The organism is Skermanella aerolata KACC 11604, from assembly GCF_000936425.1.
Taxonomy (GTDB): domain Bacteria; phylum Pseudomonadota; class Alphaproteobacteria; order Azospirillales; family Azospirillaceae; genus Skermanella; species Skermanella aerolata.
In genome coordinates, this window is the sequence record NZ_AVFK01000142.1 from 1 (window position 1) to 2,127 (window position 2,127).

Here is a 2,127-nt window from a genome sequence, read left to right on the forward strand (position 1 = left end):
GCGCCTCATCGCTGAGGAAGCCTCTGCCTGACGTCTACAAACAGCTTCTCACAGACCTCTAGGCCATTGCCGACGCTGCATCGGATCCGGCAGAACGTGAGGAGGTCCTGAAGATCATCACGCGTCTTTCTCATCAGGAGGAGGAATGGCCCGACATCGACGAGCTGATCCGAATCAACCTGCGATATTCCTACGAACCTAAAGATTAGGTTGTTAAGTCGTTGCCTATTACCAATGAACAATATAAAATCAAAGGTTGCTGACTATTTAATCTTGAGTTGAGGCTTGAAAATGAAAACGGTTCCATATCGTGTCAGATGTTATCCGCCGAACGATTGCCGATCTAACCTTGTTGGGAGAAACGCTGGATCGAACGGATGGAGAACGCATCCGTAAAATCATAGCAAGGTTGCGATTACTGGAACAGCAGCATGACCAGTTTACCCATATAGGGCTGTTTGACTCGGATTTATGCAGTTCATGACTGTGTTTCTTCAAGAGCCGTGTGCAGAGCTATTGTTTGGGATCAGGCTCAGCTTCTGACTGCGTTTCAGCCAGATCCGAAAGCACACACATCACATGGTTGAGCTGCTGGCCAAGCTCCTGAAGCCCCTGGACTTGATCCAGCGAGGTACCATCGACGGCAGCCGTCTCCTCGCGCAGACGCCGGATCAGAGGCAGAGCTTTGGCAAAATCGTCCTTGCCGGTGATCAGATAAAGCCGGTACAGGTGGCTGTCGAGGGTGTCGAACCAGCCCTGCAGAGCGGCTTTGTGATTTTCCAGCTTGGTGTTCAGGACACCCAGACGACGGACAGCAAGTTCGGGATGCATGATCAGGACCTTTGTTTCAGGTGAGGCGCAACAGGGTTGAGGACCGGCTCACGCGAAGCAGCCGGCCCTCTCTCTTCCCGGCTCAGGCGGCGCGAATGCCGGACAGGAAGCGCTCAACCTCGGCCTTGAGGCGCTCGGCCTGGCGGGCCAGCTCGCCGGATGCGCCCAGCACCTGGGTGGCGGCGGCGCCGGTTTGAGCAGCCGCCTCGGTGACCTGGACGACGTTGCCCGAGACCTCGGACGTGCCGGCTGCTGCCTGACCGACACTGCGCGAGATCTCGGCGGTGGCGGCACTCTGCTCCTCGACCGCCGCTGCGATCGTGGTGGTGATCTCGTTCATCTCGCCGATCGTGCCGCCGATGCTCTGGATGTCGGCGACTGCCCCACCGGTAACGGCCTGCATGGCGGCAATCTGGGCCGAGATTTCCTCGGTTGCTTTGGCTGTCTGATTTGCCAGGTTCTTGACCTCGCTGGCCACTACGGCGAACCCCTTGCCGGCTTCGCCGGCCCGGGCTGCCTCGATCGTGGCGTTGAGTGCCAGCAGGTTGGTCTGGCTGGCGATTGACTGAATCAGTCCAACCACCTCGCCGATCCGGCCAGCGGCGTCTGCCAGGCTTCGGACCGTACCGTTGGTCTGTCCGGCCTGCTCGACCGCCTGGCCGGCGATGCCGGTCGAGCGCGTCACCTGGCGCGAGATCTCGCGCAGCGAGCTGGTCATCTCCTCCGACGCTGCCGCCACCGTCGAGACGTTGGCCGAGGTCTGCTCGGCCGCCGCCGCCGCAGCGGTCGCCTGGCGCGAGGTCTCCTCGGCGATCGCCGCCATGCTCTGGGCCGTGCTGTCCAGCTCGGTGGCGGCCGACGCAACTGTGCGCAGGATCTCGCCGACGCCGCCCTCGAAGCCGCCGATCAGCCGCTCGACCTCAACCGCCCGCGCCTCCTTGGCAGCCCGCTCAGTCGCCTGTGCCACCTCCAGGCGAACCCGCTCCACGGCATTGTCCTTGAACACCTGAACAGCCCGCGCCATGTCGCCGATTTCGTCCGAGCGCTCCAGGCTTGGAACCCCGACAGTGATGTCCCCTGTTGCCAGCTGGCCCATGGTACTTTCCAGCCCCTTGATCGGACGAGAAAGCGCATTGCCGATCACCCAGCCGAGCCCTGCGATCAGCAGTATGGCGGCACACAGGACAACCGAGATCTGGGTGATAACGGTGTTGATGTCGGCAAAGGCTTCGACCGAGGGAGCGCGCACGAGTACCGACCAGCCCAGCCCGGGATAGTCGTAGGCACCGGCACTGT

Annotated in this window: 2 protein-coding genes; both read right to left on the reverse strand. The window is 61.3% G+C overall.

The genetic code is table 11. The annotated features are described in order from the left end of the window. Positions 1–513 precede the first annotated feature (513 nt). Positions 514–831, reverse strand: a complete 318-nt coding sequence (locus N826_RS38790) for a hypothetical protein (protein WP_044437933.1) — start codon at positions 829–831, stop codon at positions 514–516. Between the two features lie 82 nt (positions 832–913). Continuing rightward, on the reverse strand, positions 914–2,127 hold a 1,214-nt coding region (locus tag N826_RS38795), incomplete at its 5' end, for a methyl-accepting chemotaxis protein (RefSeq protein WP_052832820.1).